Source organism: Candidatus Bathyarchaeota archaeon, assembly GCA_026014735.1.
Lineage (GTDB): Archaea > Thermoproteota > Bathyarchaeia > Bathyarchaeales > Bathycorpusculaceae > Bathycorpusculum.
In genome coordinates this window covers 18,384-44,960 of the sequence record JAOZHT010000001.1, presented here as the reverse complement: position 1 = coordinate 44,960, position 26,577 = coordinate 18,384, and the positions used below count along the sequence as shown (strand labels likewise).

General features: G+C 48.5%; 25 protein-coding genes and 1 tRNA gene. 11 read left to right on the top strand and 15 right to left on the bottom strand.

The features are described from left to right. Window positions 1-13: 13 nt before the first annotated feature. Window positions 14-1,021 (top strand): Lrp/AsnC family transcriptional regulator, encoded by a 1,008-nt coding sequence (locus NWE93_00205; protein ID MCW3998644.1) that lies wholly within the window; start codon window positions 14-16, stop codon window positions 1,019-1,021. A 158-nt stretch (window positions 1,022-1,179) separates the two neighbouring features. On the opposite strand, the gene NWE93_00200 is transcribed toward NWE93_00205, so the two are convergent. Continuing rightward, window positions 1,180-3,810, bottom strand: coding sequence for a hypothetical protein (locus NWE93_00200; protein MCW3998643.1), 2,631 nt, complete (start codon window positions 3,808-3,810; stop codon window positions 1,180-1,182). Window positions 3,811-3,947: 137 nt separating this feature from the next. On the opposite strand from NWE93_00200, the gene NWE93_00195 reads away from it, so the two are divergent. Then, on the top strand, window positions 3,948-4,760 hold the full coding sequence (locus NWE93_00195) for a hypothetical protein (protein ID MCW3998642.1): 813 nt from the start codon (window positions 3,948-3,950) through the stop codon (window positions 4,758-4,760). Between the two features lie 251 nt (window positions 4,761-5,011). Here NWE93_00195 and NWE93_00190 read toward each other — a convergent pair whose 3' ends face one another. The 4 genes from NWE93_00190 to NWE93_00175 form a co-directional block, all read right to left on the bottom strand. Next, complete coding sequence (locus tag NWE93_00190) at window positions 5,012-7,615, bottom strand: PQQ-binding-like beta-propeller repeat protein (protein MCW3998641.1); 2,604 nt, start codon at window positions 7,613-7,615, stop codon at window positions 5,012-5,014. Between the two features lie 158 nt (window positions 7,616-7,773). After that, window positions 7,774-8,571, bottom strand: coding sequence for a hypothetical protein (locus NWE93_00185; GenBank protein ID MCW3998640.1), 798 nt, complete (start codon window positions 8,569-8,571; stop codon window positions 7,774-7,776). Window positions 8,572-8,801: 230 nt separating this feature from the next. Next, window positions 8,802-8,876 (bottom strand) — tRNA-Arg (locus tag NWE93_00180). 134 nt (window positions 8,877-9,010) lie between these two features. Continuing rightward, window positions 9,011-10,123 carry a glycosyltransferase family 2 protein gene (locus NWE93_00175; protein MCW3998639.1) on the bottom strand — a complete coding sequence of 371 codons (1,113 nt, stop codon included), beginning with the start codon at window positions 10,121-10,123 and terminating at the stop codon, window positions 9,011-9,013. Between the two features lie 231 nt (window positions 10,124-10,354). On the opposite strand from NWE93_00175, the gene NWE93_00170 reads away from it, so the two are divergent. Genes NWE93_00170 through NWE93_00160 form a run of 3 tightly spaced genes read left to right on the top strand, consistent with a single transcriptional unit; the run spans window position 10,355 to window position 12,852 of the window. Further along, window positions 10,355-11,374: a hypothetical protein gene (locus tag NWE93_00170; GenBank protein MCW3998638.1), complete on the top strand. Its 1,020-nt coding sequence runs from the start codon at window positions 10,355-10,357 to the stop codon at window positions 11,372-11,374. A 51-nt stretch (window positions 11,375-11,425) separates the two neighbouring features. Continuing rightward, window positions 11,426-12,235 (top strand): DUF996 domain-containing protein, encoded by an 810-nt coding sequence (locus NWE93_00165; protein ID MCW3998637.1) that lies wholly within the window; start codon window positions 11,426-11,428, stop codon window positions 12,233-12,235. A gap of 50 nt (window positions 12,236-12,285) precedes the next feature. Next, on the top strand, window positions 12,286-12,852 hold the full coding sequence (locus tag NWE93_00160) for a YkgJ family cysteine cluster protein (GenBank protein MCW3998636.1): 567 nt from the start codon (window positions 12,286-12,288) through the stop codon (window positions 12,850-12,852). A 2-nt stretch (window positions 12,853-12,854) separates the two neighbouring features. Here the strand turns inward: NWE93_00160 and NWE93_00155 are convergent, their stop codons facing one another. The 7 genes from NWE93_00155 to NWE93_00125 form a co-directional block, all read right to left on the bottom strand. After that, window positions 12,855-13,262, bottom strand: coding sequence for a restriction endonuclease (locus tag NWE93_00155; protein ID MCW3998635.1), 408 nt, complete (start codon window positions 13,260-13,262; stop codon window positions 12,855-12,857). A gap of 453 nt (window positions 13,263-13,715) precedes the next feature. Next, window positions 13,716-13,988 carry a hypothetical protein gene (locus NWE93_00150; GenBank protein ID MCW3998634.1) on the bottom strand — a complete coding sequence of 91 codons (273 nt, stop codon included), beginning with the start codon at window positions 13,986-13,988 and terminating at the stop codon, window positions 13,716-13,718. 183 nt (window positions 13,989-14,171) lie between these two features. Further along, a complete protein-coding gene (locus tag NWE93_00145; GenBank protein MCW3998633.1) occupies window positions 14,172-16,838 on the bottom strand; it encodes a PQQ-binding-like beta-propeller repeat protein in 2,667 nt (888 codons plus the stop codon). A 161-nt stretch (window positions 16,839-16,999) separates the two neighbouring features. Further along, on the bottom strand, window positions 17,000-17,809 hold the full coding sequence (locus NWE93_00140; GenBank protein ID MCW3998632.1) for a hypothetical protein: 810 nt from the start codon (window positions 17,807-17,809) through the stop codon (window positions 17,000-17,002). A 335-nt stretch (window positions 17,810-18,144) separates the two neighbouring features. Continuing rightward, complete coding sequence (locus NWE93_00135; GenBank protein ID MCW3998631.1) at window positions 18,145-18,855, bottom strand: DNA alkylation repair protein; 711 nt, start codon at window positions 18,853-18,855, stop codon at window positions 18,145-18,147. Window positions 18,856-18,935: 80 nt separating this feature from the next. Then, entirely contained in the window at window positions 18,936-19,223 is a 288-nt protein-coding gene (locus NWE93_00130) for a hypothetical protein (GenBank protein MCW3998630.1), read from the bottom strand. Beyond that, window positions 19,216-19,371, bottom strand: a complete 156-nt coding sequence (locus NWE93_00125) for a ribbon-helix-helix domain-containing protein (protein ID MCW3998629.1) — start codon at window positions 19,369-19,371, stop codon at window positions 19,216-19,218. Before NWE93_00125 ends, NWE93_00130 begins: the two co-directional genes overlap by 8 nt. 207 nt (window positions 19,372-19,578) lie before the next feature. On the opposite strand from NWE93_00125, the gene NWE93_00120 reads away from it, so the two are divergent. Next, entirely contained in the window at window positions 19,579-20,907 is a 1,329-nt protein-coding gene (locus NWE93_00120) for a tRNA (N(6)-L-threonylcarbamoyladenosine(37)-C(2))-methylthiotransferase (protein MCW3998628.1), read from the top strand. 2 nt (window positions 20,908-20,909) lie between these two features. On the opposite strand, the gene NWE93_00115 is transcribed toward NWE93_00120, so the two are convergent. Continuing rightward, window positions 20,910-21,755 (bottom strand): PDC sensor domain-containing protein, encoded by an 846-nt coding sequence (locus NWE93_00115; GenBank protein ID MCW3998627.1) that lies wholly within the window; start codon window positions 21,753-21,755, stop codon window positions 20,910-20,912. A 339-nt stretch (window positions 21,756-22,094) separates the two neighbouring features. Here NWE93_00115 and NWE93_00110 point away from each other — a divergent pair, with 339 nt between their 5' ends. Both NWE93_00110 and cysS read left to right on the top strand, forming a co-directional pair. After that, window positions 22,095-22,319, top strand: a complete 225-nt coding sequence (locus NWE93_00110) for a type II toxin-antitoxin system HicB family antitoxin (protein MCW3998626.1) — start codon at window positions 22,095-22,097, stop codon at window positions 22,317-22,319. 228 nt (window positions 22,320-22,547) lie between these two features. Continuing rightward, window positions 22,548-23,966 carry a cysteine--tRNA ligase gene (gene cysS, locus NWE93_00105; protein MCW3998625.1) on the top strand — a complete coding sequence of 473 codons (1,419 nt, stop codon included), beginning with the start codon at window positions 22,548-22,550 and terminating at the stop codon, window positions 23,964-23,966. Here the strand turns inward: cysS and NWE93_00100 are convergent. Further along, window positions 23,963-24,748: a lipoate--protein ligase family protein gene (locus NWE93_00100; protein ID MCW3998624.1), complete on the bottom strand. Its 786-nt coding sequence runs from the start codon at window positions 24,746-24,748 to the stop codon at window positions 23,963-23,965. The genes cysS and NWE93_00100 overlap by 4 nt on opposite strands. 115 nt (window positions 24,749-24,863) lie before the next feature. Between NWE93_00100 and NWE93_00095 the strand changes: the two genes are divergently transcribed. Together NWE93_00095 and NWE93_00090 are read left to right on the top strand one after the other, a co-directional pair. Continuing rightward, entirely contained in the window at window positions 24,864-25,376 is a 513-nt protein-coding gene (locus NWE93_00095) for a hypothetical protein (GenBank protein MCW3998623.1), read from the top strand. Next, a complete protein-coding gene (locus NWE93_00090; protein MCW3998622.1) occupies window positions 25,366-25,704 on the top strand; it encodes a UPF0175 family protein in 339 nt (112 codons plus the stop codon). The genes NWE93_00095 and NWE93_00090 overlap by 11 nt, the downstream gene beginning before the upstream one ends. Before the next feature lie 25 nt (window positions 25,705-25,729). Here the strand turns inward: NWE93_00090 and NWE93_00085 are convergent, their stop codons facing one another. After that, window positions 25,730-26,236 carry a tetratricopeptide repeat protein gene (locus tag NWE93_00085; GenBank protein ID MCW3998621.1) on the bottom strand — a complete coding sequence of 169 codons (507 nt, stop codon included), beginning with the start codon at window positions 26,234-26,236 and terminating at the stop codon, window positions 25,730-25,732. 128 nt (window positions 26,237-26,364) lie between these two features. Between NWE93_00085 and NWE93_00080 the strand changes: the two genes are divergently transcribed. Beyond that, complete coding sequence (locus NWE93_00080; protein ID MCW3998620.1) at window positions 26,365-26,535, top strand: type II toxin-antitoxin system HicB family antitoxin; 171 nt, start codon at window positions 26,365-26,367, stop codon at window positions 26,533-26,535. Window positions 26,536-26,577 lie beyond the last annotated feature (42 nt).

Below are 26,577 nucleotides of genomic sequence, written 5' to 3'. Positions count from 1 at the left end.
GAAGGGAAGCAGTTTGGAAGCACCTAAAAAATCGATGAAAGAAAACAAGGTGGTTAAGGTTGACGGATTGGATGCCAAGATGCTTAGAAGACTACTTTACAATGGACGCGTTTCTTTCGATGAATTAGCACAGGAATGTGGAACAGACAAAAATCGAGTTTGGAAACGCTACGATGCCCTAGAACGGAAGGGCGTTATAGCTGGCGCCACCATCCAGAAGAATTATGGACTCTTCGGCTACGATGGCATTGCAACACTGCTGCTACGGGTGGATTTTCAACAAATCGAGCAAGCTTTGCAGTCTATTAAAGAGACGACTGAAGTTACAATGTTTAGGCAGTATAACAGCGTATATAACTTTAGGGTAATAGCTAGGCTCCGGAACTTAAGCGAGTTAGACCGTATTAAAGAATTGATTAGACGCAAACTGCCAACCACTGGAGTGAAGGCTTATTTGTGGACTAACGTGAGAACCATACCAGAAAACCTCAGGTTAATCAAGGAAAAAAGTGAAAACCAAATCGTAACAGCGAAGAACCCGGTTGCCTCCAGCGGGAATTTTGAGTATGACAATTATGACTTGGAAATTGTTAAGAAGCTTTCCGAAAATGGCCGGGAATCCTTCCGTGAAATCGCAAAAAACATAGGTCTTTCAACTCACACAGTGATTTCAAGATATGAGAGAATGCTTCACCAGGGGGCAATCAAGGTTTCTATACAAGTTAACCCCAAAAAATTAGGTTACAAGGCCTTGATTGATTTCAATGTAGCCTTCACTTCGCTTCGGGACTGCTCAAGCAATATTGTGGATGCGTTGGCTGAAATCCCTGATGTTGTAATAATAACAAAGACGAGCGGCGACTTCGACTTGCATGTGACTGCTCTTGTCAGGGATCTCAGGCAGGTTTTTACGATTCAGGATCATATGGCAAAGATTGAGGGCATAACGCAGATTGAAGCAAGCGCCCGGAGAGTTCCAGAGAAGTGGCCTTCAACCCAAATGTACATGTCCACTATGTAGGCGCCTCACAGTAGGATGCCTTACTATGCATAAGATACCGTAATTCTACATGGAACAATTAATCGATAACGCTGTATTTGACCGGAAAATTGTTTCGGACGCTTTGCCGATCCATATATAACAAAAAAAGGAAAAGGGAATTGAACGATTGGACTGTTCTATGGTCGCTTCTTGAAAAGCAAGATGCCGACGATTGCAATTGCCAGTATGATTGCCAGCGTTGAGCCGATAAAGTACATCTCGGTGGGTGGCGCGGCGATTTCTGGGTACGGTGCAGGGGTTGCTGCTGAGGGGTCAACTATGAAGCTGGTTTCAGAGTACGATGGCCAGTATCCTTTTGTGCCAGTGAACGATGCGATGACTGTGTATTTGCCTTCGATGTCAGGTGTCCAATTGAGGCTGTAGTAGCCGCTTGCATCAGTGGTTGCGGTGCCGATTTCGCGGTAGTTGCCGTTACCATCGATGACGCTGATTGTTACGTCAACGCCTGTGAAGGTTGTTGGGAGGGGTCTTTGCTGGTAAACGTAGCTCATCCATTCTGTCATGCTTTCGTCAGATGCGCATGGGAGACCGTTGGGGAATCTTGCCGCTTGCTCGTCGGATGATGCGCCAGTGGAAATATCTGTGACTTTGCCGCCGATGATAAGTGAGCTTCCAAGGTTTACTGCCGTCATAGGTGCGTTCACTGTGGTTTGGCTTGGGCCTCTGCCGACAACGTATATTCTGTTGTCATAGCCGTTGTAGAAGTTAGAGAAGCCGTCTGCGATAGCGTAGCTCCAGCCGGAACCGACGCCTGGAAGGGTCCAGATTTCTGTTCCGTCAGTTGCGTTGATGGCTCGGAATAGGGCGCCCTTGTAGATGGGTGTTGTGAAGGTGTGCTCGATGGTGATGGTGTAGATTACTCCGTTGCCGACTGCGTAGATGTCAGTTGGATATGTGCCTTGTCCTGTCTGTAAGCCCGAGTTTGTGCTGTTGCCTTCCTCGCCGTTTCCGTAGGTCCACAGTAAGCTTCCGTCTTTGAGGTCATAGCAGTACATTACGCCACCAAAGCCGCAGCTGTAGAGTTTACCGTATGCAAGCTGCCCAGTCATGACGCCGCCGAAGTCGCTGCCGTAGTAGTCGAGTGCACATTGCGATTCTGTGGGTCCCCACATTTTCGCGCCGGTGCGCAGGTTGTATCCGACCCACTGCATGGTTTCCTTGTAGTATTCAACGAAGACGCCGTCGTCTTGATCGATGCCTGTTGGGAATACGGTTATGTTGCCTGCTGGTGGGTTAAGTGTGGTGCGCCATAGGATAGAGCCGACTGTGCCTTTGGATTCGTTGAGGTTTACTGCGAAGTAGGTGTAGGGTGTGCTGCTGAGGGGTGCTCCGAAGGATGCGGGTGAGCCGCCGTTGGGTAATGAGCCGTTGTAGCATAGCATTACGTCTCCAGCATAAGCGATGATTGATGTTACGCTTGAGGTCATGCCGTTATGCCAGGGGATTGATACGTTGTAGTCATATCGTTCGGGTACGCTTCCATCGACTACGCCCACTATTTCGCCGTTTGCCATCATGCCGCCGTAGGGACCGAGTTTAGAGGAGTTCCACTGCATCAAACGCCAGTTTGGATTAGCGGGGGTACCTGCGTCAGCCATGACATACTGGAGGTATTCTCCTTCCGGACCCATCGCTTTTGTGCCAGAGGGAATGTTGGTTGCGTTGAATAGCCATCTGCCCGTGTCACCGTCGTAACCCATCCAAGTCATAGGTGAGGACATACCAAACCAGCCCCCTCCGCCTGAAACGGCAACTAGGATTGGAGGCCAGACGCCATGGTAGTTCATGTCGTGATATGCGTAGACGTAGCCAAATGACATCGCTGGAACATCTTCCTTAGACCATAAAATTTGTCCTGTTCGTAAATCAACGCATTTTGTAGCTCCAGATTCTGTGCCAGAGTAGCCTAAGGGTTCCGTGTAGAATAGTTTGCCGTCCATAATGATTGGGTTGGTGTATCGGTTGAGGTACGCTGTGCCTTCAAAGTAGGTGTCACCTGCTGTTTGGAAGTCATCATCACCAACAACACCGCCGGACTGGATTGGCTTTGTCCACATTATGTGGGCAGTTTCAGAGCCGACTGCGCCAGAAACAACTCGGTTAGCTCCAAATTGAAGCGTGGTGAATTCCGGTGAACCGGTTCCGAGCCAGTTAGATGAAATCGTCCACCAACCTGGGTTTTCACCGAAGATTGGTCGGGTCCAGTATTCTGTTGGAAGCGGATAAGTGTCGATTGCTGTGATTTGCTCTTCCTGTACAGTCAGGGTTGTTGATGCGCTGCTGGGTGTGAAGGTGTCGTTGGTGTTGTCGTTTGGTGTTGGGGGTCCGAAGTAGCTTGCAAGAGGATCGGTCCAGGTGTAAGTCATGCCGGGGAAGTCGAAGTAAATTTTGTATTCGCCCAGCTGGTCTGGACTAAAAGTGTATCCCTGTGAAGAAGTGGTGTCTTGCACTACATCAAAGATTTTTTCGGTTCTTGTGCCATCAGGCGCGATTATGGTTAGATTATAGTTCTTCATGCGGATGGTGTTCGATGCGGCTGCTCCGCCTGGAATCTTGTCCAGCCAGAGAAGCACGTTTACGGTTTGTCCGATGCCGATGGGGTCAGGTGTTGCGATGACGTACGCGTAGGTTTTTATTTCCCATTTCGGTGTGTGCCCGCTTGCAGGCGCCACCATCGCTGTTGCTCCGATTGATGCAAGCATCAATGTCATAATTACAATTGCAGCTATCTTTTTTGTGTTTATCATGTTACTTTTCTCCTGAATCTCTGCCGCTATGATTGGTCGAAAAACGTTTAAACGCTTGTAAAAAGCGGCGCTTGCGACGGGAAGGGAAAAATTTTAAAAAGAATAGCCGCAATACCTGCTATTGGGGGTTACTGGGGATGTTTAGGGATGAACATATTGAAGCATTAATAGGTTTGGGGCTTACATCTAAACAAGCAAGGATTTACTTAAGCCTCGCCAAACTTGGCCAAGCAAACGCCCAAACAATTGCGTATGCATCAAAGATTGCAAGGCAAGACATCTACACGGCGATGCCGATTCTTGAAAGGAAAGGTCTAGTTGAGAAAATGATAACTCAACCCATTACTTTCCGCGCCACCGAGCTAAAAACTGGGCTTTCAATTTTGCTGGAGAACAGGAAAAAAGAGGATGAAAGGATACACCAAAGCATGGATGCGCTGTTGGATAATTTCAACTCGATTTCCTTGCATACAGCCGAGGAGGCAGATGATAGCCCGCAGTTCTCCATAACCAACGAGGTTACCCTCCTCTCGAGCACTCTTCAGAGACTGTTTGATTCAGCTGAGAGCAGAGTGGATGTAAGCGTTCCTTTTGTATTCCCCGAAATTTTGGAGGCGTTTGAGGGTCCACTGGAGAGGGGAGTGAAAATAAGGTTCTTAACCACAAAGCCCGTGGCAAATAGTGCAATGCTGCAGCTGATGTTGAAGCGATATAATCGGTTGCTGGAGGCTAAGTGCCTGTCAAATGTTGAATGGGGAATGCATATCTTTGACGGCAAACAAGTCACCTTTGCCCTGGAGAGAAAAGTGCCTGTGCCGAGTTTGTGGTCTAATAATTGGCGGCTCGTGGAGATATTGGAGCAGTATTTTGAGGAAAAATGGAGTTCCGCAGAGGCACTTAAGCCTACCCGCAAGGGGGATGCAGCCGCAGGAAATCTGTTAACCGTATAGAAAAATGCTCACGCTGAGCGCTTAACCTTAAAAATCGCAGAACTGTTAGATTGAGAAGCTGCAATCAGATAGTGCGGTGAAAGGAGGGGAAGGGTTTGCTGGGACCCTGGGAAATTTAGGAGAAAAGAATATGCAAACACGATGATTTGGCTATTCATCATGACCGAAACCAGAGTCTTTTCAGCCCCGTTTTCCTATGCACACATTTTTTGACTAAAAAAGGGGAAAGGGAAACTGATAGATTACAATGTTTATGGCCGTTTCTTAAGGATCAGTAGACCGACGATTGCGACTGCGATGATGATTGCAAGTGTTGAGGCGACAAAGTACATTTCAGTAGATGGCACTGTGACCTCGGGGTATGGCGATGGGGTTGCTGATGCTGGGTCAACAACAAAGCTGCTTTCTGCGTATGATCCGTAGTAGCCATTAGTGCCAGAGAAGGTTGCGATGACTGTGTATTTGCCTTCGATGTCAGGTGTCCAGTTGAGACTATAGTAGCCGCTTGCATCTGTGGCTGCTGTGCCGATCTCGCGATAGTTGTTGTTTGCGTCGATAACGCTTATTGTAACGTCAACACCTGTGAAGTCGGTTGGCATGCTTTGCTGCTGATAGACATATGCCATCCAATCAGTCATGCTTTCATCTGAAGACACTGGAACTCCATTAGCAAATTTACGTGCTTGTTCATCTTGTTCTGTGCCTGCTGAGACATCTATGACTGAGCCTGAAATGACAAGTGATTTACCGAGTTCGATTCCTGCGTTGGGAGCTGTTACCGTCGTTGAGCTTGGTCCCTTGCCGACACTGTAGATTTGCATGTCATAGTGGTTGAGGAATGTTAAGTAGCCGTCTGCTAAAGCCAATTGGCTTGGATACGTTGAACCGCCGCTGTAGCCGCTGAGAGTCCAAATTTCGGACCCATCTGTGGCATTAACACAGCGTACCAACACGTCTTTCGCTAGAGGCGAGTTAGGCGAGTGCTCAGTTGTGAACAAATAGACTTTGTCGTCAGCGATTGCGCCTGGGAAAATTGGGTACCGCCCCCAAACGTTGTTGGTTCCAGCATTTGTGCTGTTACCTTCACCGCCGTTGCCATAAGTCCACTCTAAGTCACCAGTAGTCATGTCATAGCAGTAGAGGATACCACCGTATGCAGAGGAGTACAAGTTTCCGTATGCTGCTGTACCAGTTGGGCTTGCGAACATGATGTTTCCGTAGTAGTCAAAGGCTGTTTGAGAGTCAGTTGGGCCCCAAATTAATTCGCCAGTGTCAAGGTCATAGCCAACCCACTGCATGACTTCTTTGTAGCCCATAGCAAACACGCGACTATCTGCGTCGACGGGACCTTGAACCAAAGTCATATTGTCATCAATTGGGTCATATGTTTTCATCCAGAGCTTACTGCCGAATTGCGATGAATCCTGTGTTATATCTATGCCCCACATTGTGTATTGTGTTTGTGTACTGAACGATGATAGAGAGCCGCTTCTGCCAAGAAGTATGTCATCGTAGACGCCATATACGATACTGTTGGAACCTGAGGTTAAGAATGACACTGAGACGTTCCAGTCATAGCTGATTGCCGTGCTAACGTTGGTTGTCCCTGAATACCATGCGCTTGCAGTCGCGGTCGCATAGCCACTTGATGAGGTAGAGAGAACCTTAGAACTGTTCCATTGCGACAAATACCAGTTAGGGTTCGAGGTGTTTCCGTAGTTAGTCAATGTGTAGATCAAGATTTCACCGTTTGGACCCATAACCTTCGTTCCTGAAGGTACACCTGTCCAGTTCATGCCAGTTAGCTGTCCATTTTCGGGGTCATAAGCAATCCAGTTTGTGACGCCGCCGCTTGTTTGAGTTGCGATTAAGGCACCGTTAGGCAATACACCGTGTTGGTTTCCTGTTTCATAGTCATAGAGTAGGCCGAATGATGGTACAAGCGATATGCCTGTTGCTGATGCATTGATGCGCCATTGCTCTTCTCCGGTCAATAAATCGACTGCAACGTAGTCTCCGCCACTGCCAGAGTTACCTTTCGGCTCCTGGTAGTAGAGGGTTCCTTGCATGATTATTGGGTTGGAGAAGCGTTGGTTATACGACATGCCGTCATAGTAGGTAACGCCGTCGATTTCGTATTCGTCGCCGCCGACAACTCCTCCGTACTGTAACTCTTTAGTCCACATAACGTGAGAAGTACTGGGTCCCACACCGTCAGCTACGTATCTTGTGTTGAGTTGAGGTGAACCAGTGCCAAGCCAGTTAGAGGAAACAACGTACCAGTCAGTGTTTAAGCCGTAGATTGGGCGTGTCCAGTATTCTGTTGGAAGAGGAGCACTCGAACCGCCAGTTACTGCTTCTTCTTGTACAGTAACATTCACTGATGCAGTGCTAGGCAAGTAAGTGTCGTTGATATAGCTGGAAGTTTGGCTGTATTCATAGTCAGTGTAGTCTTGTCCAGGGAACGTGAAGTTCAGTTGGTATACGCCCACCTTCGTAGGTGTCCATTGAGTATACGCTGAAGAAGTTGTATCAGTTACGGTTTCCCAGTCGATGGTTTCTGTTTCTCCATCAGGGTCTGTGATTACAACTTGATAGTTGTGGAATCTGATGTTATTAGTCATCAAGGTTCCGTCAATCAACTTGTCCATCCAAACCACAATGGTTGCTGTCTGATCAACACCAACAGGGTTCGGAGCGACGTTTATGTAGGCAAACGTTGGGATTTCCCATGCTGGGTCATGCGCGCTAGTGGTAGGTAGCAGTATTGTTGATGCTGTCATCGATAGAATGATGCAGATTGAGAATGCGATTGTTAGCTTTTTTGTGGTTGCTGATTTTTGTTTTTCGGACATTTTTTCTTTTTTCTCCATTTTTTGTAGGAAGGGATTGGTTAGGGCAGTTTTTAAAAAATGGCGTATGTAAGCAACAGTAACAGAGTGAAAAGTTATCGAGGAATAGTCTAAATAAGAAAAAAGTATCTAAAAACAAGTACAGAGATGTTACTGGCGATTTAGGGGAGGTCGAGGGAATTCTGCCAGAGGTCCTCAAAGTAGCTCTGGATAATCGACACGATGCCTAGGTTACTAATCCATAGGCTGGGTGTTTCACCGTTGGATAGAGAGGGAAAAATGCTGACAAAGGCTTGCTTATTATCATAGATGGATACCGTAGAACGGGGAGGCAGGCGAGTGAATTTCACTTCAAGTAAGCCATATTTTTTAAGAGCCGAAAGCTCCTTTGGGGGCTTCTCGTTCTCTTCAAGAAAGATAATATGTCTCACTTTAACGCCTCTTGCCAGAAGCGTCTTTGCTCGGGGGTAAATATTGTCTATGTCAGCTGAGAAATCGCGGCAATAACCTAAGAGGTCATGGCTTTTTTGTGTGGAAGTAAGCATTTCATCGATTTTTTTAAACGTTAATTTACCACAAGGAACCAAAGCAAATTGGCACTCGTCTATGTCAGGCAGGGTTTCGTTTTCTTGTTTATGTCTCTGGAGCAGTTCTATCGCTTTTTTCTTGATTTCCTCATATTTTCTGTTATTGTCTTCAAGAAGCATAGTCATGGCATCTTGAACAGAGACCGCTTTGAAGGAGGTTGGGTTGGCTAACATTTTCTCGACTAGACCAAGTTTTTGCAGTTGCGACATAACACGGTAGACATTTGCCCGATCTATTTTTGAGGCTGCCGAGATTGCTTTTATGGTTGCCTTCTCCATTTTTGCCAATGTAATATAAACCTGCGCCTGAAGGGGACTAAGCCCCAGTTCAGTAAACAGTTGAACATCGGTGGATATATCGATAGTCAGCATCAGCCATCTCGGTGAGGCCTAAGCGTATATATTTTTACCAGAATTAGTACCGTTTATTCCAGAATTGCACCAAATTTTTAAATATTCCATTTTTTTAGGCGGTTTACTCTGGCTTTGTGACCGATGCTTTTTCGAGATAGCATCACATGATTTAGCTATCAGACAACAGACCAGTCAAGACAAATCAACTGTCTTCAGCAAACCACCATTTTTTTGGGACATAAGAAATGCGGGTCGTGAGGGATTTGAACCCTCGACTTCCAGCTTAGAAGGCTGGCGCTCTATCCGTGCTGAGCTAACAACCCACGGGGTGAAGATAAAAATGGACTTTCATGTTTTAAGGGTTGCTGTAAAAGGCAGCGGCAAACTTTTTCTTTGAACCCAAAAAATGTGAAGAAGCGCTTAGGCAGCGGGGGAAAAGAGGAAGGGCGGCGCAAGCTTAGGTTTTCCAGTCGGGACCCGCTTTTTTGCCGAACAGCACCTGAACATGCCCCGCAAGGATAATGAACATCCACACCGACGAGTAGAAGAAGTAGTAGACGAAGAGTTCATGCACCTTCATCTCCTTAAAGCCCAGTTTACGTCCAAAGCCATAGAAGACAGCGGCGGTTATGGCGAAGCCGGAGAGGGAAATAAGCAGCACTTTAAGCATGTCTGCGGTGGCTAAGGAAACAAGGAAAATGGGCAGGGCTATGTTGAATTTGACTGAGAGGAACAGCGAGAAGAACAGCAGCCCATTATACATCCAGAGGCTCGGCACCAGCGCGCTTAAAAAGAAAACGGTGACGGAGGGGTAGAGGAAAAAGAGGCTGGGTAAGAAAACCTGGGGCTTAGTCACGAAGCGCCGCGCAAGCTGCTTGTTCCAGTCTTTAAGCCACAGTGCCTGCCCGATTGCCCATCGGCGGCGTTGAGTGAACCATCTGCGCCAGTCCCCATGCACCACGTTTTTGACTTCAACATCCTGCGAATAGGAGAAGCGGCTGTCCTCCAGAAAGGCGCGGGTTGCTATGTCGATGTCTTCGGCGACGACTTGGCGGAAGCCATGCACCCGCTCGAACATTTCGCGTCTGATGGCGAATGCTGCGCCGTTGACGGCGGGGCACTTGTGCATGAACCTCGAAGCGAGCCAGGAGCTGATGTTGAAGGTTAAGTACTCGTAGTAAGCCATCTTGGAGAGAAAGGATTTGTCTTTGACAACGCGTTTTTTTATGTCTAAAACGTCGGTGTGCTGCATTTCCATAACGATTTTTCGCAGGTAATCGGGGTCATCGGGGATGCCGACGTCTGCGTCGAGGAAAAGCAGTACTTTGCCGTGGGATAACTCGACGGTGCTGTTTAACGCATTAGATTTTCCGATGCGTTCAGGGTTAATGAGGAAGGTGACGTTGTCTCGTTTCTGTTGCTGGATCTTGTGGGCGAATTCGGGGGTGGGTGCATCGACTGTGACGAAGATTTCTTTGCTGACGTTTTGGGAGCATAGTGCGTCAAGCATGCCTTCTATTTGTTCGGATTCCTTGTAGATGGGTACGAAGATGCTGATGTCGGTGTCCAACTGTAGTCCTCGAATACGCAATAAGCCATCACGTGTATGTGCGTGTAGCTTTTTAAATTATTCTACGTTCAAGGGGGTTAGCGCCTCTTCTGGATGTTAGCCGCGGATTTTTAGACAGCCACACGGTTAGGTAACCCTCTTTATGCTATTCTTAGACACCACGCGGGATTTCGCGCAGATTCCACTTCCGCTACAGGTACATTATTATGCCCAGAGCAGGGTATAGAAGCTATGGCAAAAACCAAAGCAATCAGCCTATTTTCCGGGGGACTAGACAGCATTCTCGCCACTGAGTTGATTCGGCGCCAAGGCATCGAAGTGGTGGCACTCAACGTAAAAACCCCCTTTGGCATCCCCAAAAAAGACGGCAAAACCGAAGCTGAAACAGGTGCAGAGCAGCTGGGTGTACCGTTGGTTGTGCTTAAAGCTGATTGCGAATACATCCGCATGCTACGCCACCCCAAGCATGGCTACGGCAAAAACATCAACCCCTGCGTGGACTGCAAAATCTTCATCCTAAAAAAAGCCAAGCAGTACGCCAAGCAAATCGGCGCGGATTTCCTCTTCACAGGCGAAGTCCTCGGGGAACGCCCCATGTCTCAGCATGGACCCGCCCTTAAAACCATCGAGGCAGAAGCCGGCTTGAAGGGCAAGCTGCTGCGTCCGCTTTCCGCGCGGTGCCTTGCAGAGACCGAGGTTGAGCGGAAGGGACTGGTTGATCGCGGCAAGCTCCTATCGATTTCTGGGCGGTCACGCAAACCCCAGTTTGAACTTGCCAAACAATTCGGCATAACCACCTATCCCTCGCCGGCAGGAGGCTGCCTGTTAACCTGCGAGGAATACGCCAAGAAACTCCGGGACCTCTTCGAGCATAAGCGTCGGGTTTCCGTGGGGGATGTGGCTTTGCTGCGTGTGGGCAGGCATTTCCGGGTTGGAGAAAACAAGGTTATCGTGGGTAGAAACCTGGCGGAGAACAAGTTTTTAGCCGCCAACAAGGCAAGGGGGGATTTTGCATTCGAGGTAGCGGATGTGATGGGGCCCTTGTCGCTTCTGCAGGGACCCAAAACCAAAGCAGCCGTCAAAGCCGCCGCGGAGTTAACTGCGTTTTACAGCGACACAAAAACCCAGTCAGCCACCGTGAAGTTTGGAAAAGACAGCCTCAGCCGAGCTGTAACAGTGACGTTGCCCCGACGCGAAGAAGTGGATAAGCTGCGCGTCGGTTACGCATGCGGCAAAGCCAATACTCATTAGTTGAACAAAAAACTTATCCCTAAAAGCCCCCATATGCATGCGGGGAAAAAAATGGTAGTTTCAAGCAACCGAACTTTAGGCATAGTAGCAACCTGTTTTATTCTTATCGGCGTCATCGGCAGCGTCATAACAGCGGTCCAGTTAGCCTACGCAGGCGAATTGGCGGCTAACCTTGCCGCCGCAGCCATTTCAGGCATAATCGGCATATTTTCCTTTTTAGGCACCATCCTTTTCTGGGTTGCAATGTTCGGGTTCTCACGCGACTACCAGGAACGCAGAATCTTCAACTACATACTATACGGAATCGTCATAACCGTAGTCGTTGCGGTCGCGGCGGCGGCATTCATGTTTGCATACCTCTTCGCAAACATAGGCAGCATAGCCACTGGGCTTAACCCGAACCCAAGCCAATCCGATATTTCCACCCTGCTCTCACCGTATATTTCTCCGTTCATAACGATTTTTGAGTTCATTGGATTGATTTACGTAGTCTTTGAAGTGCTGGCGTTTAATTTGCTTTCACAAAAAACCAGTGTGCCCCTCTTTAAGCACGGCGCCAGATTACTGCTGCTGGGGGGTATTTTGTCTATTGTGATTGGATTAGTAGCCGTCGCAAGCATGACTGTGGACACTCAAAACTTAACCTTAATCATGCTTCCTGGAAGCTTGGTGCAGTATGTCGGTTGGGCACTTTTAGCCATGGCATTCTTTAGGATAAAGCCGTCCTCCCAGCAAACATACAGCGGATACAATGCGGTTCCAGCCCCGACTTCAACTCAGGTAAGGGTCTGCACCAGCTGCGGCGCCCAAAACCTCCCCGACGCCCTCTACTGCGCCCGATGCGGACAAAAACTTTCCTAGCTAACGAAAAGTAGAAACCCTCCCCTGCAGAAGCATCAGTGAGGATACGGATGCTTGAAACAGTCTACCTCCACATAGAAACAAAAACCAAAACAGGCCGCTGGTCGGTTAACCTGCCGTTTCTCTGCACTAAATGCGGCGTCTGCTGCAAACTCGACGATTTCCTGACGGCTGGACCAATCAAAGCCACCGAGGAGGAGCAGCCGCAAATCCATGCTAAACTCAAATTGCTCTACGAGGACTTGGCGGTTTTGCTGGAGAAGGGCGAAGAAGAATACGACCGCTACGTCATGCATACGCCCTGCCCGTTTCTAGATGGGAAACTCTGCAGCATCTATCTGATTCGCCCCGAGGGCTGCCGACGATTCCCCGACACCCCCTTTGCGATGCTATCGCAGGACTGCGAAGCCCTCACCCGCTTTAAGAAACAGCGCAGTGCCCTAAAACGGGGCAGAAAAGTAAAAGAAGTTTTCTGCAGCACAACCGAGCCCACCAGAGCCGCCGAGCTTTCCGATAAGCAGTACCAGAACTGTGTATCGAAACTGCGCAGGGCAGGAGTAACAGGGGATGAACTGATGCTTTTTGAGGATTTAAACAGGATACAAAAAAGAAAGTAGGATTACTTGAGGAATTTCCTAAGCATTTTGCCGAATTTCGCCGACGTCGCCATGAGTTGCTTGTAGGTTTTTAGGTCAACAAAGGAGCAGTATTTTTTGCACCATGCAATTGCTTCTGGAGTGAAACCGGTGGTGGAAACCAGCAGGCCATTTTGGACTTTGCCGTCTTCTCGGGCGTAGGCAACTCTGGAGCAGAACTTTTGGACTTCATATAAGCCGAGGGGTTCATTGATGGGGTTTGCGCATTCTATGAGCACTTTATGTCTGCCTTTGACGCCGTCCATCTCTGCGATGATGTGGGCGGCGCGTGTGTGCAGAACGGTGGTGAATTGTGTGCTGTAGCCCATAAACCTAAACAGTGGTTCAACATGTTCCTCAAGTCTTTTGCCATTATGCAGGTTATAGTCCAATCCCGTTCCCCATTTTAAGGGAAAAAACGTAGGCTATATTAGTATTATGGACGACCGTGCAGTTTTTTAACAAGAACTGCCAAGTAACTGGAAAATCCACGAGAATTCTGCCCGCATGCTTTCAAAACAAAAAAGCATCCATATCGAGGTGGCTCTTAACTCGATTTTCCCTCCAAACCCTTTCTTGCGCCGTCAGTTTAGGCGATTTTTGTTGTGACTGAGAGGGCTTTCTAGCCTGACTTCCTGCGCGATTGTCATGTAGGGCGCTCAAACACCTAAGAACACAAATAGGTGACGCATACGCCGAGAAATTTCACCACCACTCAGCTCCATCCGTGCTTCTACGAAATTCCTTTTCGCTAAAAAATGGGAAGACAACTACAATTTAGTGCGCACTTGATCGTGTTCATCATAAGCCAAGGTACCTTTGAACTACTATTCCACTCGGATATTCTAGTGGTACCACACCCGCCGATCTTTTATTATCTGGGCAAAAACCTCCAACGTAGATGCTTTCAATACAGGTGGGGTAGTATCCGCTTTTTTGACTAATCCTATTTTCTGCAATTCAAGCAAAGTCCGTTCCACTTCATCAGAAGATAAATCTGTTACCTTCGACAATGTTTCCCTAGAAGGATCGCCCAGAAATAAAATAGCGAAATAAAGTAGTAATTGGGATTGATTAAACCCGATCTGAGCTATTTTTTCTTGATCAAACCAAGACATATTTTCACTTAGGTATTTGGGTTTGCTGGGGCGCTGGACACAATTTAGGAGAAAAGATCAAATGCAAACACGATGAGTTTGACTCCACCGTGAACATCATTCCAAAGCCCACTCAGCCCTCATTAAATATCCGCAGAGTATCTTAAAGAAAAAGGGGGAAAGAATATTGTTGATTGCAACGTTTTATGGTCGCTTCCTAAGCCCAAGTAAGACTAGAACCATCACTATGATGATAGCTATGAACAGCCCTGTGACCGCGGGGACAAAGTATTGGTCGGCGATGGAGACTGGCTCGGTTGTGGGTACGACGGTGGCAGCGGCAGTGTCCATGACGGTGAAGCCGTCTTCAGCATAGGAAGGCCAGTAGCCGTTTGTGCCTGCAAAGGTGGCGAGAACTGTGTAGTCGCCGGAAATGTCTGGTGTCCAAGTTAACCTATAGGTGCCGGTTGAATCGGTTTGTGCTGTACCGATATTTCGGTAGTTGCCGTTTGCGTCGATGACATCGATAGATATTGTAACTCCAGTAAAGTTAGTCGGGAGAGACCTTTGCTGGTATACATAACTCATCCAATCAGTCATGCTTTCGTCCGAAGCACATGCAACGCCATTGGGGAACCTTGTTGCTTGCTCGTCTTGTGTGGTGCCGCTAGAAAGGTCCGTTACTGAACCCGATATGATAAGCGGTGTACCTAGCGATAAGCCAATGTGCGGCGCTGAAACGGTTGTTGACGTTGCGCCTCTGCCGAGGACGTATATCTGGTTGTCATAGCCGTTAAAGTATGTGGTATAGCCGTCTGCGATTGCGTAAGCTGCACCTGATGCGCCGCCGCCCGTGTAAGCGGATAGCGTCCAGAGTTCTGTGCCGTCTGTTGCATTGATGGCCCGGGTGGTTGCGCCCTTGTAGATTGGTGTGGTAACTGTGTGTTCGGTGGTTTCAAGGTAGACTATGCCGTTGCCGATGTTAGCGACAAACATTGGATAGTTACCTCTTGGGCTGTAGTAGCCTGCGTTTGTGCTGTTGCCTTCGCCGCCGTTACCGTAGCACCAATTCAGCTCGCCGGTTTTTGCGTCATAGCAGTAGAGTATGCCGCCGAATTCGCTGGTGTAGACGTTGCCGTATGCGACTTGAGCGATTGAAGCACCAGAGAATTGGTTTCCGTAGTAGTCTAAGGCGTTGATTTCGGTTTGCGATATGCTTGGTCCCCAAAGCTTCGCGCCTGTGTCCATGCTGTATGCTACCCATTGGCCGGTCTCTTTGTAGGATTCGAGGAAGATGCGTTCAGAGAAGCCGTAGCCGCCTTGGAATATAGTAAGGTTGCCCGAGGGGGGATTGTAGGTCTTCATCCAAAGTATCGAACCCACGACGCCCTTAGTTTCATTGAGGTTGACCGCGAAGTAGGTGTATGGTGTATAGCTTACGGTAGATAATGCAAGACCCATCGAAGGTAAGGTACCGTTACGGCATATCATGATGTCACCGTATCTGGCTGCGATTACCGTGGGTGTTAGAGTCATAGAGTTTCTCCATGCGGCTGAAACGTTCCAGTCATAGCGGCATTTACTATTGGTCTGGTCATTAATGCCTGCGTCAACGATGATGTTTCCAGAGAGGACTCCGCCAGACATTGTAGCTGTTGAACCGGTTGCATTTACTATCGAGGGTGATAATCCAGAGGCTCCAGCATACCATATTTTAGATGAGTTCCACTGACCTAGGTACCAGTTGGGATTTGTATCGTTGCCAGCGTTAGAAAGCACATATCGCAATACTTCTCCGTTTGGACCCATAGCTGAGGTCCCTGTGGGAACGTTGGTGCAGTTGAATAGTGGGTCGCCTGTGTCTCCATCAAAAGCGCGGGCAAAGTTGCTTGTAAACAGAACTGGCGGGAAAACTCCGTGTTGATTGGGGTTCCCAGGAGGAACATCCATCACCATTGCAAATGACAGCGATGGAACGTCACTTCGAGACCATAAGAGTTCGCCTGTTCGTAGATCAACGCAGTCGGTTGGACCAGCAGTGCTGCCTGAGAATGATACTGGTTCGGTGTAGTAGAGTTTGCCGTTAACAATTATTGGGTTTGAGTATCTGTTGATGTATGCAGAACCTTCGAAGTATGTGTCGCCTTGAACGGTCACACTGTCGCCACCAACGACTCCGCCGGCTTGAAGAGGCTTAGTCCACATGACGTGAGAGGTTTGTGATCCCACGGCATCAGCCACGTATAAACTGTTGCGTTGTGGAGAACCACTGCCAAGCCAGTTAGAGGAGATAGCCCACCAGTCGGTATTTTCGCCGTAGATTGGGCGGGTCCAGTACTCAGTAGGCAGAGGGTAGCTGCTGATGCCTGTAGATATAGGCTCTTCTTGTACAGCAAGTGTTGTTGTTGCAGAACTGGAGAGGTAAGTATCGCCAACGTACGCTGATGAGGATGAGTGACCGTATTCGTCATGATCTTGTCCGGGGAAGCTAAAGGTGAAAGTGTAGTTACCAGTTTGGTCTGGGGTATATCCATAGTACTGTGCAGATGTGGTGTCAGTGCATGTTTCAAAAATCTCGGTTTCGATTGAGCCATCAGGTTTTGTGATTGTGAGGTTATAGTTGTGCCATCGATAATCGTTTGTGTAAGCAGCACTGGGGAAAGTAAGGTCGAGCCACATGATAACGTTCACATGTTGTCCTACACCAACTGGATTTGGTGCAGCGATAATGTAGGCATAAGTGGGAATCTCCCATGCAGGGTCATGTGCATTAACACTAGATATCAGAAATGTTGATGCTGCAATTGAAAGCATTAAGCAGATTGAAATAGTAGCTAATTTAGCGGATAAGGTTTTTTTATTTTTTAGCATTTTTCTTTTTTCTCCAATTTTTATGTTAACGACGTTGTCTAGTTCGGTTTTTAAGTAATTGCGTATGTTTGCAACAGTTACAGGTAAGCCCTTGTCATATAAGATTAGAAGAAAGAAAAATATGAAGCAATTAAAAATTAAAAAAGTACCCCGATAATAAATCAGGGGAAATCGAATGCAGCGGTATCATGCCACATTAGCTCAAAATAATCTTGCAGAATCGACACAATACCAGAATTGCTTACGAATAAACTAGGCGTTCCACTCTTCAGCAAATAAGGAAAAACAGTAAGTAGGGCTTGTTTGCTATCAGAAATACTTATCGTAGTTTTTGGAGGCGTTCGAGTAAATCTTAAATTAAAATTGGCATATTTTTGGATACGCAATGGTTTTTTTGGAATCTCATCGTTATCTTTGATATAAGCCAGTTGCCTCAATTGAACCCCTTTTTTCATTAATTTTATGAAACCAGGGTGTATCTTATCATTTTTCTCAAACTCACAACACGTCCAATAACAAATAAGATCAAAGGTTTTTTGAGTCGAATTCTCTATTTCACCAATTCTTCGCATTGACAGTTTACCATCAGGAACGAAAGCAAACTGGCATTCATCATTAGCAGTCGATTCCCTGTGTTCTCTTTTATTCCGCAATAGCAGTTCGTTTGTTTCTTCCTTTATCTCTCTGTATTCTTTGGCCCTTTGTTCCAAGAGCATCGATATACCATCTTCGAGAGGTAGTGCATTGAATAATGTTGGATTTGATAGGGTTTTCTCAACAAGATTGAGCTTTTGTAGTTGCGGCATTATGCGATACAAATTTGCTCGGTCGATTTTTAAAACATTGGAAATTGTTTTTATTGTTGCTTCTTCCGTTTGGGTAAGCATAAAGTAGACTTGGGCTTGAAGGGTCGTAAGTCCCAGTTTAGTTAAGAGATTAATGTCACTACCGATTGCGTCATCGATGAGCATGTATATGTTTTGCACCAAATAGTATTTATAAGTTACCAGAATCGAAATAGTGCGCGAATACGGGTAGAAACGACTATTTTCATTACATAAAACTTGACAGTCAAAACCGGCATTTGCGTTCTTCGGTTTACTCTTCGCGGCACTACCGCGAATGCAACAAAAAAATCATAATCGCCTCAACAGTCAGCCATCCGCCAAACGCCTAGCCCAGCCAAAGCCAACCCAGCAGAAGCCACACCCAAACCAAACCAACCAAACAAATGCACAGACAACACAGCACCAAACCAACAGGCGTGGAGCCTATAAATAAGGGGGGATAGAGAAAAAATTGCACGTCAGGCTTTCTTCATAGCTTCCACTTTAAGCTCCTTGGGCATCAACTCAATTGCGTAGCGCAGCGCCGTTCGAGGCATAACTTCGCGGTGAGCCACCACGTAATCGAAAACCTCCTGCTGATGCACTCGGCTTTCCTCCTTAAGCAGCCACCCATAGCCCTTCTGCACCAAATCATCGCCGCTGAGCAGCAGCATATCGCAGATTTCCAGCGCATCCGCCAAAAACATGCCCTTCTTTGCCGGCACAATAAAACTAACCGCCGATGCACGCCTCAGCCAGCGGTTACCGCTTTTAGCCCAGCTCTTAACTTCATCCACGATCAGCGGAAACTTTTGGATCAAGTCGCCGACAGTGTGGTTGCAGAAGCCATCGCATTCCGCCCAATTCGTCACATAGGAACTTATCCACTGCCTGAAAATGTGGATGTCATCTGCCTCAAGGTGATCGATGTAGCGTGGCATCCAATCCGACACCACAAACGCCTCCTCCATGAAGCCAGAACGGTAAAGCTCCTCGCATAAATCAAAAATCTCGCCTTTCGGCAGCTCTTTTGCCTGCCGCCAAAATTTCTGAGCGATTTTCCCCACCGTCGCAGTTTTCACCCCGTAGACTTTGATGTCTTCCTTAAAGTAACGTTTGGCGCCACGCTGGGTTTCTATGTCCACGTTAGCGGTTAGGTCTGCGCGGATTTGGGAAACAATCGATTGCATACATACCTATTGTGTGTTTGCAGATAAGAGTTTTTCCAAAACGGGCTAAAGCTAAATTCTAAAAATGAGGAAGGGAAGGCTTAGTAGTCTTCCATTTGGTAGAGCCCGAAGTCGATGTTGAGGCATTTTTCGGGTCCATGGCTGTCCTCTAAATCGTAGAGGTGACTGGTGGCTTTTTCTAAACTGCTTTTTTTGGTGACCACTTTTGCTTTAACCATCCTTGCTTTAACTTTACTGCTTTTGGGTTTAACTACGATACTTGGGGCAGCGATGACAAGTGAGTCGGGGATGCAGGCTGGTTGGACCTCGACTTTGACGTCATCGATGCTTAGGCCGCATTTTAAGTCATCATTTATCTGTTTAGTCAACGCCTTTGCGCCTCCAGACTTCTGCGCTGATTAGGTCGCGGATGGCGACTCTGATGGCTTCGGCTCGGTTGGGATAGAATCGTTCGTCCACGAGCTGGTCTAAAGCTTTTATATACGTTTCAGGTAAGTACAGTGTGATTAGTTTCAAGTGGGTTATCTCTCCCCTGGTTTTATGAATATACAACGCTACTGCACACTTATACTTCTACACATATATGCTACATATATGTACATAACATGTTCATGCCAGCGCTTATAAATAAAAAAACAGGGTTTGTCTAGGTACCTGTCAAAACCAAACCAGCAAACATTACGTTTTTATGCCAAGACACAGCAACTAACCCCCAGAAACAACATGACCCAAAAAGTCCACATCAAAACCTACGGCTGCTCCAGCAACACCGCAGACACAGAAACCCTAGCCGGATGCCTCCAAACCGCAGGATACACCCTCACCGACAACCAAACAGAAGCCGACCTCATCATCTACAACACCTGCGCCGTAAAAGGCCCAACCGAAAACCACATAATAAACGACATAAAACATGCCCCAAACGGCAAAAAAATCATCGTGGCAGGCTGCCTGCCCAGAATCAGTTACGAACGCCTCACAAAAGAATCACACTTCGACGCTGCAGTCGGTCCAGCAATAGGCAAAAAAATCGTCGAAGTCGCAGAACGCGTGCTTAGAGGCGAGCACATCGTGGATTTAACTGTACCTCAAGAAATTCCGCAGCTTACCCTACCTAAAATGCGCAAAAACAGCGCAGTCAGCATAGTTCCCATCAACTTCGGCTGCTTGGGAAGCTGCGCTTACTGCTGCGTGGTGCAGGCACGGGGAAAACTGCGAAGCTACAGCATAGAGGAAATCACAGCGCGCATACAAGCCGACTTCGCGGAGGGCGCAAGGGAGTTCTGGTTGACTTCGCAGGACACCGCCAGCTACGGCAGAGACATAAAAACCGATTTGGCCGCGTTGCTCTGCAAGGTAGGCAACCTTGAAGGGGACTTTCGGGTTCGCGTGGGCATGATGACGCCGAATTTGGTCAGCGACATTCAGGAGCGGTTGATTGCGGCGTTTGAGAGCCCGAAAATCTTCAAGTTCCTGCATCTGCCCGTGCAAAGCGGTGACGATGCCGTGCTGCGTGGCATGCGGAGATTCTACACTGCTGAGGAGTTTAAGGGGATTGTGGAGGCTTTCAGGGAAATGTTTCCTGACTTGACCTTGGCGACTGACGTGATTGTGGGTTACCCCGGCGAAACCGAGCAGGCTTTCGAGAACACGCTGCAGTTGATGCGTGAAGTTGAACCTGACGTAACTAACGTGTCCAAGTTTTTTGCTCGACCCAAAACTGCCGCTTGGGAGCTGCATGAGGGATTGGTGGATAAAGAGCAGACTAAACGCCGAAGCACAGTCGCTGCCGAGTTGGCAAGGCAAATAGCGGCTAAACGCAACAGGTGCTGGGTGGGCTGGATAGGCGAAGTTATCTTTGATGAGCAGGGTAAAGTGGAGGATTCTTGGGTTGGACGTAATTTCGCTTACAAACCCATCGCAGTAAAAAGCCAAGAGAACCTGCTGGGCAAAACAGTAAAGGTGGAAGTTACCCAAGCCGCCGAAACCTACCTGAAAGGCAAAATCGCCGAAGACCACGCCAACGACGAATTAGGCTACATAGCCATTTAGGGCTACTGTAATGCGTGGTTGAGGGCAAGTCGCCACTGCTGCCCAAACGCCCACACACTGCTCCAGTAGCATTCCTTATGCACCACCGTTGAGGAATCCGCGAGAGTAAACCTGTAGGTGCCATAACCCGAAGGCGCATCCACCACGCGGTGCCCCAAAGCCAAAAGCTCCGCGAAGCCCTGGTAGGCTGGGTCAGTGAACATGTTGCGCCACTGCTGCGTGGGGTCAGAGTCATAAATCATCATGCCGTCAAGTTGCATGCCGATTAACTCGTAGGGTTTACCGCTTAGGGCGGAGGCTGCGGTGTTGCCTATGAGTGTTTGGGGGTCAAAGATGACGCTGACTGCGCCGATTAGGCGGTTTTGGCTGTCAAAGATGGGTGCGGCGAGGGCGTTGCCCATTATGTCTGATTGCAGAGCAATCACCGGTGACATGACAGGGGTAACTTCGCCGTAGGGGTTGGGGTTAAGGTAGACTTGTTCGCCTACGTTTCGGCCTAGGATTTGGCTCCAGTTCTGGGGTGCAACTGCCACGATGGTGTTGTCGAGGTTTTCGGTGGCGGCGTTTATGATGTAGGAGCTGTTGGCTGCCAACTTGGCGAGGACTGCGTTGGCTTGGTCGCCGGTTAACCCTGTTGTGGAGAGCTGTTTTGCGGCGTAGGCGAGGCTTTGGCCGATGCGGGTTAGTTCAGCGTCAATTTGAGTCTGGATTTGGCTGAGGGTATTGACCATCTCGACTTTGGCGGCGCTAGCTGAAACTGCAGTTTGAGCTAGCAAGTAGATGTTTGCTGCTACAGAGGCAATTAGGGCTACTGCCAAGATTATTGCTGCAAGCTCAGATTTACTCATTGACGGTATCTTCCTAAATTGGAAACTAAGTTATCGGCAACACGACTATAAGACTTTGCATAATCCAGCAGCAAAGGTCTGTTGCGATTTTCTCTCTACCCCCCCTCTATTTATAGGCTGCACAACTGCTGCTTTGATGCTGTGTTAGCTGTGTGTTTGTGTGGGTTTATGCGTAAAGGATGGGAATTTGCTGGGGTTGGCTTGGTATATCTGGGCGCTTGCTACTTGCCATTCTAAATGCATTTGATAAATAGGTGGTAACCCGTCAGATTTTAAGGGGAATTTAAATGATGAATGCTTAAATAATTTCGACGCCGTATTTAGCTTGGCGGATTTGAAATGCACGACTTTGATGTTGTACTTCTTGAAGATGAAACGGGCGGCTTCGTTGCAATGGTGCCTGCTCTGCCCGGATGCCACACTCAAGGCGACAGCATAGCTGAGGTCCTAGAGAACATAAAGGAAGCCATAGACCTCTACTGGGAAACCCTCTCGCAGCAGGAAAAGAAAGAGCTAATGAAAGAAAAAGTCGTGGGTATCCAAAAAGTGAAAGCCCTTGCCTAAAATCCCCCCTGTCGACCCGAATCGCCTTATAAAAATTTTAGAAAAAGAAGGATTCAGAGTCGTTCGACAAAAGGGCTCCCATGTGATTCTAATTAACACAAAGAATACGCGAATTGGAATTCCGATGCATCCGGGAAAAGATATTAAACCTGGCCTGCTCAGAGCCATACTAAACGAGGCAGGAATAAACCGCCAAAAGTTCCTCAAACTAATAAAGGAGAAATAGCCATGCAACCAACCATATTCATTTTTAACACTTTAAGTCGCCGAAAAGAAGAATTCAAGCCCATCGAGGCAGGCAAAGTAAAACTCTACACCTGTGGCCCAACCGTCTACGACTACGCCCACATCGGCAACTTCCGCGCCTTCCTCTTCGAGGACCTGCTTAAGCGTTGGCTACTCTACCGCGGCTACAAAGTCACCCATGTCATGAACCTCACCGACATCGACGACAAAACCATCCGGGGCAGCCAGAAACAGGGCATAGCGCTGGGGCAATTCACGGATTTCTACGTTAAAGCCTTCTTTGAGGACATCAAAGCCCTCAACATCCTTCCCGCCGACTATTACCCCAAAGCCACCGACCACATAGCCGAGATGATCTCGCTGATTAAGGCGCTGATGGAGAAGGGCATCGCGTACCGCGGCGAAGACGGCTCCATCTATTTCTCAGTTGCCAAATATCCAAGCTACGGCAAGCTTTCGCATCTTAAAGTGGGCGAACTCAAAGCCGGCGCGCGGGTCAGCCAGGACGAGTACGCTAAGGAGGAGGCACAGGACTTCGCGCTCTGGAAAGCTTGGACGCCAGAGGACGGCGATGTGTTCTGGGAAACCGAGCTGGGCAAGGGTCGCCCGGGGTGGCACATCGAATGCTCTGCGATGAGCACCAAATATTTGGGCGAAACCTTTGATATCCACTGCGGCGGCATCGACAACATGTTCCCGCACCACGAAAACGAGATCGCCCAGTCCGAAGCCGCCTCGGGCAAACCGTTTGTGCATTACTGGATGCATAACGAGCACCTCCAGGTTGAGGGCAAAAAGATGAGCAAGCGTCTAGGCAACTTTTACACGCTGCGTGACCTCCTCTCGAAGGGCTATGACCCCATCGTTATCCGCTACCTACTCATGAGCACGCATTATCGGCAGCAATTCAACTTCACCTTCGAAGGGCTAGATGCATCGAAGGCGGCGGTGGATCGGCTGCGCAACTTCGTGCGGCGACTGCATGAAGCCGAGGGCACAACCGAGGTGGGCAAAATCGCCACCTTAACAGCTAAGCTTGAAGCGTGCTTTGGCGGCTCCATGGATGATGACCTCAACATCGGCATCGCATTGTCGGCGCTGTTTGATTTCGTCCGAGAAATGAACGCTCTACTCGACGCTAACCTTGTCAGCAAGCAGGAAGCCGCGGACGTGGGCGGCTTGATGATGCGCATCGACGGCGTTTTAGGAGTCATCGGCAAAGTCGAGGTGGAGGAGGCGCTGGGCAGCGACATCGACGCGCTCGTGCAGAAGCGGGAGGCAGCCCGGAAAGCCAAGAACTGGAAAGAAGCCGACGCCATCCGCGCGCAACTAAAAGAGAGGGGCATCGTGCTTGAGGACACCGCGCAGGGCATCCGGTGGCACAAAGAGAAGGCAGCTTAAGCGGGTTTTCCGCCCAAATTCCACTCTTGCGCGGCGTATTTTTCTCTGCATAGCTGTTCTGCGGCGGCTTTTTCCTGGGCGGTGAGTTCGGCTTCGAGCAGCTGGATTTTGAGGATTGCCTTAAAGCCCTGTGCCAGCGCGTTGGCAACGGTGCCGGGGCTGATTTTGTGTCCCAGCTCTGCTTGGATGCTGGTGATTTTGCGTCTGCCGATGTCCGCGGCCTGGGTACAGGAGACACCTCTAAGCTGCAAAAGCTGGAACATCTTGGGCAAATCCACATTGACCAGGACGGTGCCATGCTGGAGCACGACGCCGCGGCTTATGACCTGGCTGCTGCCGCTGATTTTCTTTCCCGCAACAGTGAGGTTAGGGCAGTTTTTGGCGTCGCCGCCGCTGAAATCCGCGGGCACCCCCAGCAGCCGCAGCGCATCGGTTATGGCGCCGTAGATTTTAAGGTAGACGCTGGGCACATCGGCTGAGCCTAAATCTGTGGCTTTGGCGATTACGCTGTAGGTGACTTCGCCTTCAAAATCGTGGTAGACGGCGCCGCCTCCGCTGATACGCCGCAGCACATCCACGCCCAGCTGCGCCGCCGCGTCGAGGTAAACCTGGTTTTGGGGCTGCTGGTTGCGTCCGATGCTCACGGCGGAGGGTTGCCAGCGGTAGAGGCGCAGCGTATTGGGAACTTTTTCGGCGATGCGGGCTTGCATAATCGCCTCGTCGATGGCCATGTTCATAGCTGCGCTGTGAGTTTGGAGGGGAAGATAACGCCAAGTATCCATAGGAGCTTCACGTTTCCAAGAGAAAAACGGGCTACCCTTAAAACTGTTATGTAATGAATAAGGCGACAACCTTATATCTGTGCACAAAATTATTTTTTGTTAACGGCGATTAAGAGTGCTAGCTGTAAAAGACTCCATGATCCTAATTCATCTGGCAAAAGGTGGAGTGCTTAGAGAAGCCTGTGAAATGTTTGGACAAGTTATAATACCGCCTAGCGTTCATGCAGAGGTTGTTGAAAGAGGCATTAAAGCCCAATATCCTGATGCATTCGTTGTCCAAAAGCTCGAGAAAGAAGGAGTCATCAAAGTAGTCAAAGTAACAGACGAAAAGCTGCTTGGAGAACTGAAAAAGTATGGCCTACATAGTGGAGAATTGGAAGCAGTTACACTCTATATCCAAAAAAAAGCCAACGTGATTGCAAGCAACGATGACAAAGTAAGACAGCTACGCCTCATTCTTAATCTTAACTTAATCTCCTCTCTCGAAATCATCTTCATACTCGCAAAAAATAAAATAATCACCAAAAGCAGGGCAATCAGATGCCTGCGAGAACTTAAGAAAATCGGCTGGTTTTCTAACAATGTAGTAGAATCCATCATGATGGAGGTGGAAAAAATTGACCACTGAAACAACAAGTGTGGGGGTTCGATTGCCAAAAAAATTCCTTGAATACATAGATAGAGAAGCTGAATTAGAAAGTGTAGACCGCTCAGTTATCATTAGGAGACTCGTTGAAAGGGGGGCAGCAGAATTGGAAAAGGAGAAAGCTGCAAAACTCTACATGGAAGGCAAGATTTCACTGAGTGGAGCAGCAGAGAGGGCGCAACTTACCATTCCAGAGATGGTTGATTATCTGGTATGTAAGGGTTACAAATCGGATTATTCGATGGATGATTTTAGGGAAGGCGTGGCTTTGCTGGAGAAAGAACTTAACAAGGATAAAGCCGATTCCTAAAAGGGTCTCCGAAAAGCCTGAGGTGCTACTCAGATTTTTTAGGTTGCTGCCCAGCCAAATGCGCCTCAATCACCGAGACGTTGGCGTCCACAGCCTCCAGCCACCGCTTATTCTCCGGCGTATCCAATCCATGGCTGGCAAGCAGCTGCTTGGCACGCGCCAAAGCCTCCAGCGCCGCCGCGGGGCACCCCAAAGTCGCCAACGCCGTGCCCTGATTAACCTGAGCCATCAGCCACCTGCCCACATCCGCCGGGTATTTGTCGCCGCATTCATCGTAGAACGCGAGGGCTTTGTTGGCTGAGGCAAAGCACTCCAGATGCTTGCCCAGTTTGCCCTGCGCGGCGGATAAGCCGGCGTAGCAGTGGGCTTCGAAGCGGCGTCGGTCAAAGTCTGAGGTGGCGGGAAGCGTGGCGCAGATGCGGAGCGCCTTGTTGTAGGCTTCCACCGCGTTCGCATAGTTGCCTTCTCGGTTGAGCCGCTCGGCTGTCAGGCTGGCTTTCTGCATATCTCGGATTACATGCGATGTTTTCATGCCTTGCACTTTCTCAAGAAGATTTGGGTTACCCTTAAAACTGTTATGCAGTCGTATACGGCGTAATTTCTGGCCAGATTAGGATATGTTCTTATGGAGGTTGCGGCGCATAATTTTGAGGCTGTTTGATGGTCACTCGTAAACTCACGGTTCTCCTGGAACCTGCTGAAGAAGGCGGTTTTGTAGTTAAATGCGTGGAGTTACCAGTTGCATCTGAAGGCGAAACCAAAGAGGAAGCCTTAAACAACATCAAGGAAGCAATCGAAGGCTACTTGGAAGTTAAGGGAACAGACAATTAAGATAAAGCCTTAAAACCTGATTCTGCATTGCTAAAGGCACAG

Coding starts and splice junctions, on each gene's coding strand:
- NWE93_00200 (MCW3998643.1), bottom strand. CDS start 3,810: ATGATAAACACAAAAAAGATAGCTGCAATTGTAATTATGACATTGATG.
- NWE93_00195 (MCW3998642.1), top strand. CDS start 3,948: ATGTTTAGGGATGAACATATTGAAGCATTAATAGGTTTGGGGCTTACA.
- NWE93_00190 (MCW3998641.1), bottom strand. CDS start 7,615: ATGTCCGAAAAACAAAAATCAGCAACCACAAAAAAGCTAACAATCGCA.
- NWE93_00185 (MCW3998640.1), bottom strand. CDS start 8,571: ATGCTGACTATCGATATATCCACCGATGTTCAACTGTTTACTGAACTG.
- NWE93_00170 (MCW3998638.1), top strand. CDS start 10,355: ATGGCAAAAACCAAAGCAATCAGCCTATTTTCCGGGGGACTAGACAGC.
- NWE93_00165 (MCW3998637.1), top strand. CDS start 11,426: ATGGTAGTTTCAAGCAACCGAACTTTAGGCATAGTAGCAACCTGTTTT.
- NWE93_00160 (MCW3998636.1), top strand. CDS start 12,286: ATGCTTGAAACAGTCTACCTCCACATAGAAACAAAAACCAAAACAGGC.
- NWE93_00150 (MCW3998634.1), bottom strand. CDS start 13,988: ATGTCTTGGTTTGATCAAGAAAAAATAGCTCAGATCGGGTTTAATCAA.
- NWE93_00145 (MCW3998633.1), bottom strand. CDS start 16,838: ATGCTAAAAAATAAAAAAACCTTATCCGCTAAATTAGCTACTATTTCA.
- NWE93_00140 (MCW3998632.1), bottom strand. CDS start 17,809: ATGCTCATCGATGACGCAATCGGTAGTGACATTAATCTCTTAACTAAA.
- NWE93_00135 (MCW3998631.1), bottom strand. CDS start 18,855: ATGCAATCGATTGTTTCCCAAATCCGCGCAGACCTAACCGCTAACGTG.
- NWE93_00120 (MCW3998628.1), top strand. CDS start 19,579: ATGACCCAAAAAGTCCACATCAAAACCTACGGCTGCTCCAGCAACACC.
- NWE93_00115 (MCW3998627.1), bottom strand. CDS start 21,755: ATGAGTAAATCTGAGCTTGCAGCAATAATCTTGGCAGTAGCCCTAATT.
- NWE93_00110 (MCW3998626.1), top strand. CDS start 22,095: ATGCACGACTTTGATGTTGTACTTCTTGAAGATGAAACGGGCGGCTTC.
- cysS (MCW3998625.1), top strand. CDS start 22,548: ATGCAACCAACCATATTCATTTTTAACACTTTAAGTCGCCGAAAAGAA.
- NWE93_00100 (MCW3998624.1), bottom strand. CDS start 24,748: ATGGATACTTGGCGTTATCTTCCCCTCCAAACTCACAGCGCAGCTATG.
- NWE93_00085 (MCW3998621.1), bottom strand. CDS start 26,236: ATGAAAACATCGCATGTAATCCGAGATATGCAGAAAGCCAGCCTGACA.
- NWE93_00080 (MCW3998620.1), top strand. CDS start 26,365: ATGGTCACTCGTAAACTCACGGTTCTCCTGGAACCTGCTGAAGAAGGC.